Source organism: Kitasatospora sp. NPDC004799, assembly GCF_040609095.1.
Taxonomy (GTDB): Bacteria; Actinomycetota; Actinomycetes; order Streptomycetales; family Streptomycetaceae; genus Kitasatospora.
Window position 1 is genome coordinate 1 of the sequence record NZ_JBEXJK010000420.1, and the last position, 6,903, is coordinate 6,903.

Here is a 6,903-nt window from a genome sequence, read left to right on the forward strand (position 1 = left end):
GTCGAGGGCGACGACGCGGGTCTCCCCCTCCCCGTAGACCTTGTTCAGGCCGGTGGCTCGGGCGGCCGCCCGGCCGGTGCGGACGGCGGTTGCGGGGAACGTCACGTTGACTCCTGGGACGGGTGAACGGAATGTTTGACTCCGTTACATCATCCCAAGCTGTTCGAATGCGATGCGTATGCCACGCGGACAGTCGGCCCCCGCCGACCCGGCGGGGCGGCGGGGGTGCTCTCCTCCTCAGGTATGACGTGAACCCTGAAGGTCCGGCCGGCCGCCTACTCGACCGCCACCCCGAAGGCCGCCGCCAGCCCGGCCAGGCCGTTCGGCACCGCCCGCCCGGACGGGCCGAACTCCCAGCCGCCGGTGGTCCGGCGGAACGCCCCGAGCAGCATCGCGCTGTCCGGCACCCCGCCCGTCGGGCCCGCCCAGGCGGCCGGACCGCCCGCGCCTGGCCCGTACGCGGCGGCGAGGGCCAGCCCGTGCACGTAGCCGAGCGGCAGCGCCGGGTGCTCCTCCTCCTCGGTGGAGACGGCGACCACCACCTCCTCGACGGCGGCCGGCAGCCGGTGCAGGTCCAGGGCCAGCCGGGCCGCCCGGGTCGGCTCGCCCGGCACCGAGTGGGTCGGCTGCAGCCGGACGGCGCCGTCCGGGTCCTGCGGGCTGTTGAAGAACACGAAGTGCTCGTCGCTGAGCACCCGGCCGCCGGCGCACAGGAAGGCGGTGACGTCCAGCTCCACCGCGTCCCCGCCGGCCGTCCGGCTCTGCCAGCTCACCGTCAGGGCGGTCTCGCCCGACTCCTCGGGCCGCTCCGCCGCCGCCGGGGCAGTGGTGGAGCCGCCGCCGAGCCGGCCGCGCAGGCCCTGCTCGGCGAGCAGCGCGACCAGCTCCGGACCGCTCACCAGGGTCAGCGGCTTGCCCTCGATGTAGCTGTACGAGCCGCGGCCGAAGCCCGCGGTGGTGACCAGGATGCCCTTGTTCGCGCCGTGGTGGCGGACGGTGGACTCCAGGTCGCGCACCGCCGTCGGCGGGACGGTCTTCCGGTAGCGCTTCGCCTGGATCACGATCTTGCCGCCGGTCACCGGGTCCAGGTCCTCGGCCACCACGTCCACCCCGACGTCGCCGCTGCGGGCCGTGGTCATCACCTGGAAGCCGCGCAGCCGGAACAGCTCGGCGATCAGGTCCTCGAACTCCAGCGGGTCCATCTCGAACAGGTCCGGCTCGTCCTCGCCGCCGTGCCCGGCCAGGGACCCGCCGACGCTCTGGGGCCGCCGGTCCGGGCGCACCTCGTCCAGCCGCTCCGGGCGCGCGGACAGCCGGCCGCCCAGGCCCTGGAAGCACTCCAGCGGGGCCACCCGGTCCAGCGCCAGGCCGGCGAAGGCGGCGCGGGTCGCGGTCAGGGTGGAGACGAAGCGCTCGGCCTCGCGGCCGGTCGCCGGGTCGATGCCGAGGACGAACCCGTTCACCACCACCGAGTCCAGCAGCCCGTCCCGGTCCGCCCGGAACAGCTCCGCCGCCACCCGCAGCGCCGACTGCGCCAGCACCTCCCGGTACAGCGCCTTGCGCTCCGTCGCCGGACGGGCCACCTCGGCCTCCCGGTCGTCCACCTTCACGTACCGCACCCGGGCGGCGGCCGGCACCACGTCCGGCCCGGGCAGCTCCCAGTCCACCACCAGCTGGCGGCCCCCGGCGTCGAACGCCGCCACCAGCCGGTGCGGGAAGCCCTCCGGCCAGGCCGCCGAGGCGTACAGGCCGGCCGTGAAGTACTCCTGCACCGCCTCCGGTTCGCCCGCCCGCAGCCGGCGCAGCAGCTCCTCGGTCCGGGCCGCCAGCTCCTCCTGCTGCCGGCGGGACTGTTCGATCCAGGCCAGGTACTCCTGGTGGTACGCGGCCAGCCGGCGCTGCCGGTCGGCCTCCCGGGCCTGCGCGGCGTACCAGTCCTGCTCGAACCGGGCCCGGGCCTGGGCCAGGTAGTGCTCGTACTGCTGCCGCACCCCCGGGTGGCGGGCCTGGACCGGGTCCGGCGGCGGCACGAAGTAGTGGGCCGAGGACTGGTCCGGCATCGGCACCGGCTCGCCCAGCGGCCCCGGGTCGAACGGCGGCACCGCCCGCGGCGCCAGCAGGGCCTGCGGGCCGAAGGCCGGCGCGGCCAGCCCGGCGGCCAGCAGGCCCCGCAACTCCGCCACCCGGGCGTCCAGTTCGGCCGTCCGCCGGGCCACCTCCGCCTCCCGCGACTGCTGGTAGGCGCGCTGCGCCTCCCGCTCGTCGCGGGCCGCCGCCCGCTGTACCTCGCGCTGCTCCCGCTCCCGGCGGCGCAGCTCCGCCGCCTCGGCGCGCCACCGGGCCTCCTCCCGGCGCTGCTGCTGCCGCTGCGCCTCCGCCCAGATCGCCAGCACCCCGCTGCTCCGCCGCCCCGACACCGTCCGTCCACCCCATTCGCCTCGTGCCGACCCCGGCCGCACCGCGTCGCCTCCCGGCCACGCCGCCGACCGCGCCCGCCACAATAGAACGTGAACACCCCGCCCGGCCAAGCGCCCGTGACCAGCGGGCCTTCGCGCGGCGAGGCGGGGGCCGACGCCATGGACCTGACGCCCCGTCGGGCGGGCGAGGCGCCTGGGCACGGCCGGGGGCTCGGGCATCCGCACCCCCGGCCACGGGGCGGTGCCGGCTCAGTACCAGGTCTGCGAGGCGGCGTTGAGGTCACGGGCCCACTGCTGGGCCGGCGCGCCGTTGTCGGTCCGGAAGTCGGCGATCTCCAGCACCTTGCCGCTGTTGGCGTTGTAGAACACCAGGGAGGCGCCGTTGGCGGTGGTCGCCAGGACCCAGCGCTGGGTGGCGATCCCGACGCAGTCCCACTGCTGGACGGGGGCGCCGTTGTCGGTGCGGGAGTCGGCGACCTCCAGGCACTTGCCGCTGTTCGCGTTGATCACCTCGACGGTGGTCGAGGTGATCTGGCGGAAGTGCCACTTCTGGGTGGGGATGCCGACGCAGTCCCACTGCTGGACGGGGGCGCCGTTGTCGGTGCGGGAGTCGGCGACCTCCAGGCACTTGCCGCTCTGACGGTTCTGCCACTGGACGTCGGCGGCCAGCCCGAGGGCCGCGACCGTGGTGGGCGTGTCCGCCGCGGCCGGAGTGGCGGTGGCGGAGGCCGGTGCGGCGGACATGGCCAGAGCTGATGCCGCGAGGACGAGCGAGCCGGCGGCGGCCGCAGCACGGTCGAGCATGCGCATGGATGTTCCCTTTCCGAAGTGGATGTTCGCAGGGAGTGCACTGGGAAGGACGCTAACCACCCGAGGTGGGCAAGGGCACGCCGGCCCGAAGCGGCGTCGACCGGCGTTCGAGCGGGGGTCCGGCCTCCGCCCGCCGACCAGCGCCGGTGGACTTCGGGGGAGCCGCCCGGCCTGTCGGTGGTGCCGGGTAGGGTCGTCTGCTACCGACGGCAGGAGAAACGTGACGATCCCCCCGCAGCAGCCGAATTCGCAGCAGCCGAAGCCGAAGCCGCAGCACCCGGAGCCGCAGGCCCGCCCCGGCGGCTGGATCTCCACCGGCCTGAGCTGGCGGGACGGCCGCGCCGTGCTCGGGGCCGCGCTCGGCGCCCGGGTGCACGAGCGCGCCGTCACGCCGGGATCGGAGGTCGGCTGGCTGCTGGGCGGCCCGCGCCGCTGCGTCGGGGCCTGGCTCGCCGGGGCGACGGAGCGCACGCCCTGCCCGCACCAGGCGGTGATCGCCCCGGACGGCGGTGCGACGCAGTGCCCGGCCTGCCAGAGCGTGGACCGCGGCCTCGCCCTCGCCCGGGACCAGATCCTCGACGACGGCCGCACCTACCTGCTCTACCTCGCCTGGTTCGGCGAGGGCCTGCTCAAGGTCGGCCTGACCGCCGAGCAGCGCGGGGACAGCCGGCTGCTCGAACAGGGCGCGCTGGCCTACGCGTTCACCGCCCGCGGCGCTCTCCCGGCGATCCGGCGCGCCGAACTCACCGTCGCCGCCTCGGGCCTGGCCCGCGAGCGGTACAAGTCCCGGCTGAAGACCGAGCACTGGTGGTCGCACGGCGACGCCCCGTACCGCCGTACGGTGCTCGGCCAGGCCCGGGCCCAGGCGCACCGGCTGCTGGACGGCCACGCCCTGGAGCTGCTCGCCGACCGCCCGGTGGTCGACCACGTCGAGCGCTACGGCCTGGCGGGCGGCGCCCCGGAGACGTACCGGGAGATCACCGGGCTGGCCGACGGCGCGGTCGTCGCCGGCCGGCTGCGGCCGCCGGTGGGCCGGCACCTCTTCCTCGACCAGCCGGACGGCTCGGGCCCGCTGCTGCTGGACACCCGGCTGCTGACCGGCTGGACGATCGGCCCGGTCACCGGCCGCGGCTCCGCGGGCCTGGTCCTCCACGAGCGCGTGCGTCCGCCGGAGCCGGACACCCAGGAGGCGCTGTTCTGAGCCGCCCAGACTCGTCCTGAGGGCGGCGGCCGCGCGGAAAGCCGCCCCGACCAGTGTGGTTGCGTAATAAAACCGCAAGGCCTAGCCTCGGCCTTGCGGTTTTACTTTGCTACCACTTTGGAGCGAGCCCACGCCATGATCGCTGCCCACGAGACCTTCGACGGCACCTTCCCGTTCCCGCCGCACTTCAGCACGGCCCCCGGTTTCCCCCAGCACTACGTGGACGAGGGCGCCGGCCCGACGGTGCTCTGCCTGCACGGCGAACCCACCTGGGGCTACCTCTTCCGCGACCTGGTCCGCCGGCTGGCCCCGACCCACCGGGTGGTCGTGCCCGACCACATGGGCTTCGGCAAGAGCGTCACCCCGGCCGACCGCAGCTACTGGCTGCAGGACCACGTCGACAACCTGGAGGCGCTGGTCCTGGACCTCGGCCTGCGCGACATCACCCTGGTCCTGCACGACTTCGGCGGGCCGGTCGGCATGGGCTTGGCCGCCCGCCGCCCGGAGCTGATCGCCCGGGTGGTGAGCCTCAACGGGCCCACGCCGTTCGGCCAGGACGGCCTCGGCGCGGCGATCGCCGCCAACGCGGCCGAGTCCCCCTGGTTCGGCTGGATCGCCCGGGCGCACGCCGACGGCAGCCTGGACGCCGTCCTCGGCGAACTCGGCTACACGATCCTCAGCACCCTGAAGCTCAACGGCTTCCAGAACAACGCCCTGATCACCGACACCTGGCTGGCCGCCTACGGCTCGGCCTTCCCCACCCGCGCGGAGGCCGCCGGGGCGATCGGCTGGGCGGAGGGCTTCGCGACCGGGGCGCACGTCTTCGCGACCCCGAGCGCGGAGGCCCGCGCGGCGCTCGCCGCCGTGCCCGCGCTCGCCGTCTGGGGCGCGGCCGACCGGACCCTCGCCGCCCGGCACTTCCTGCCGCTGTTCGCCGAGGCCTTCCCGCGCGGCCGGGCCGTCGAGCTGCCCGGCGTCGGCCACTACAGCCCCGAGGACGCCCCGGCGGCCGTCGGCGACCTGGTGCGGCGCTTTCTCGCCGAGACGAGCCGAGCGGCGTAGTCCGCGCCCCGGGGCTACCGGCTCCCGGCTGACCGCTCAACCGCTGAGCAGGGCGAGGAGCTGGTTGGCGAGCCCCAGCGCGGGCGCGGCGGCCTCGCCGAGGCTCTGGGCGACGCCGGCCAGCAGGAGCAGGGTGTTGCGCCGACTGCGCGGCTCCTCGGTGGCAGGGCTGGCCAGCACCGGCAGGGCCTCGGCGAGGCTCTGCCGGTCCGCCGCGTGGAGCCGGCTGTCACGGGCCAGCTCGGTGACCACGACGGCGAGCCGGGCGAAGAGCGCGGCGACCTCCGGCGGCAGCGCCTGGTCGCCGACCGGCCCGTTGTAGTGCTGGATGCCGACGTTGCCGCTGCCGCCGTGGATGGTGACCCGGTCGCCGTACTGGAGATCCGGGCGCTCGTCGCGGTCGTCGTCGCTCATTTGGTGATCCCCGTGTTCCCTTGGCCGCCGTAGATGTTGACGCGGTCGCCGAACTGGTACTTCCGCAGGTCGACGGTGAGGCTGTGGACGATCTGCTGGAACTCGGCCTGCGGGTTCTCGATCGCCCGGGTGATGGCGGCCTGGAGGTCCTGCGCGGGGCGCGGGGTGTGCCAGGCCAGCAGTGCGGTCGGTGGGCCGGCCGTGTCCACGGCCAGCGCGTACAGGTCGGGACGGCGCAGCACCGGCCAGGTGAAGATCAGGAAGTAGACCACCACGACGGCCACCGCGAGGGCGACGGTCACGCCGACCCCGGAGTCCGAGGACGAGCTGTCGCGGTACCGGCTCGACGAGAAGCTGTCGCTCTGCGAGAACGCCGACGCGATCGCGAACGCGAACACGGCGACGACCAACGTGAAGAAGAGCAGCCGGAGGAGCGCGCGGCGCCGACCGGGCACGATCAGGGTGGTGGCGACCCGGGCGACGTTGGACAGCGGGTACGCCGACTGCCCGACCCAGAGGATGCGGTTGGTGACCGCGACCAGGGTGGTGGCCTTGGCGCCGGCGGTGCTCGTGAAGGCCGGGGGCGGCACGGCGGGTGCTGGCGGCCCGGCCGGCGGTGGGATGGGCGGCGGCCCGCCGGGCGGCGGTGGGACGTACGGGACGTGGCCGCTGTGGCCGGCGGCGGTGGGCTGGGTGGGGTCGGTCGGCTGCACGGTGCTCTCCCCCGAGGCTGTGGAGCGCGGAGGACCAAATGAAGCAGGACACCGGCGCGGGCACAAGTCAATTTGCACGCAACGGATTTGAGCGAAAGGCAAGCCCAGGCCAAACCACCCGGCCGAGTGGCGGTCAGTCAGCCCAGCTTGCCGCGGACCCCGCCCGGGCCCGACCGAGCCCGCAGCGACAGCGGCGGTCGGGACGGGCGGACGTCCGCCCGCGTCCGGGTGGTGGCCGCCTCCTGCGGGTACGCCGTGCTGCCGTCGCCGTCCAGGTAGGCTCCGA

At 75.2% G+C, this 6,903-nt stretch carries 6 protein-coding genes and 1 pseudogene; 2 read left to right on the forward strand and 5 right to left on the reverse strand.

Annotated elements, in window-relative coordinates; genetic code table 11:
* The 3 genes and pseudogenes from ABZW03_RS34240 to ABZW03_RS34250 form a co-directional block, all read right to left on the reverse strand.
* A pseudogene (locus ABZW03_RS34240) lies at positions 1 to 105 on the reverse strand (ABC transporter ATP-binding protein); the annotation flags it as partial.
* A gap of 170 nt (positions 106 to 275) precedes the next feature.
* Positions 276 to 2,393, reverse strand: coding sequence for a restriction endonuclease (locus ABZW03_RS34245; protein ID WP_355267270.1), 2,118 nt, complete (start codon positions 2,391 to 2,393; stop codon positions 276 to 278).
* A gap of 273 nt (positions 2,394 to 2,666) precedes the next feature.
* Entirely contained in the window at positions 2,667 to 3,227 is a 561-nt protein-coding gene (locus tag ABZW03_RS34250; protein WP_355267273.1) for an RICIN domain-containing protein, read from the reverse strand.
* Positions 3,228 to 3,447: 220 nt separating this feature from the next.
* Here ABZW03_RS34250 and ABZW03_RS34255 point away from each other — a divergent pair, with 220 nt between their 5' ends.
* A complete protein-coding gene (locus ABZW03_RS34255) occupies positions 3,448 to 4,428 on the forward strand; it encodes a DUF2797 domain-containing protein (RefSeq protein ID WP_355267276.1) in 981 nt (326 codons plus the stop codon).
* 135 nt (positions 4,429 to 4,563) lie between these two features.
* On the forward strand, positions 4,564 to 5,490 hold the full coding sequence (locus ABZW03_RS34260) for an alpha/beta fold hydrolase (RefSeq protein ID WP_355267279.1): 927 nt from the start codon (positions 4,564 to 4,566) through the stop codon (positions 5,488 to 5,490).
* 36 nt (positions 5,491 to 5,526) lie between these two features.
* Here ABZW03_RS34260 and ABZW03_RS34265 read toward each other — a convergent pair whose 3' ends face one another.
* The gene (locus ABZW03_RS34265) at positions 5,527 to 5,904 is read right to left on the reverse strand and encodes a hypothetical protein (RefSeq protein ID WP_355267282.1); all 378 of its coding nucleotides are present in this window, start codon (positions 5,902 to 5,904) and stop codon (positions 5,527 to 5,529) included.
* Entirely contained in the window at positions 5,901 to 6,617 is a 717-nt protein-coding gene (locus tag ABZW03_RS34270) for a DUF6232 family protein (RefSeq protein WP_355267285.1), read from the reverse strand. Before ABZW03_RS34270 ends, ABZW03_RS34265 begins: the two co-directional genes overlap by 4 nt.
* Positions 6,618 to 6,903: the final 286 nt, after the last annotated feature.

Bases quoted from the DNA above. Each gene is read 5' to 3' on its own strand.
- ABZW03_RS34260 (WP_355267279.1), top strand. From the start codon at position 4,564: ATGATCGCTGCCCACGAGACCTTCGACGGCACCTTCCCGTTCCCGCCG.
- ABZW03_RS34265 (WP_355267282.1), bottom strand. From the start codon at position 5,904: ATGAGCGACGACGACCGCGACGAGCGCCCGGATCTCCAGTACGGCGAC.
- ABZW03_RS34250 (WP_355267273.1), bottom strand. From the start codon at position 3,227: ATGCGCATGCTCGACCGTGCTGCGGCCGCCGCCGGCTCGCTCGTCCTC.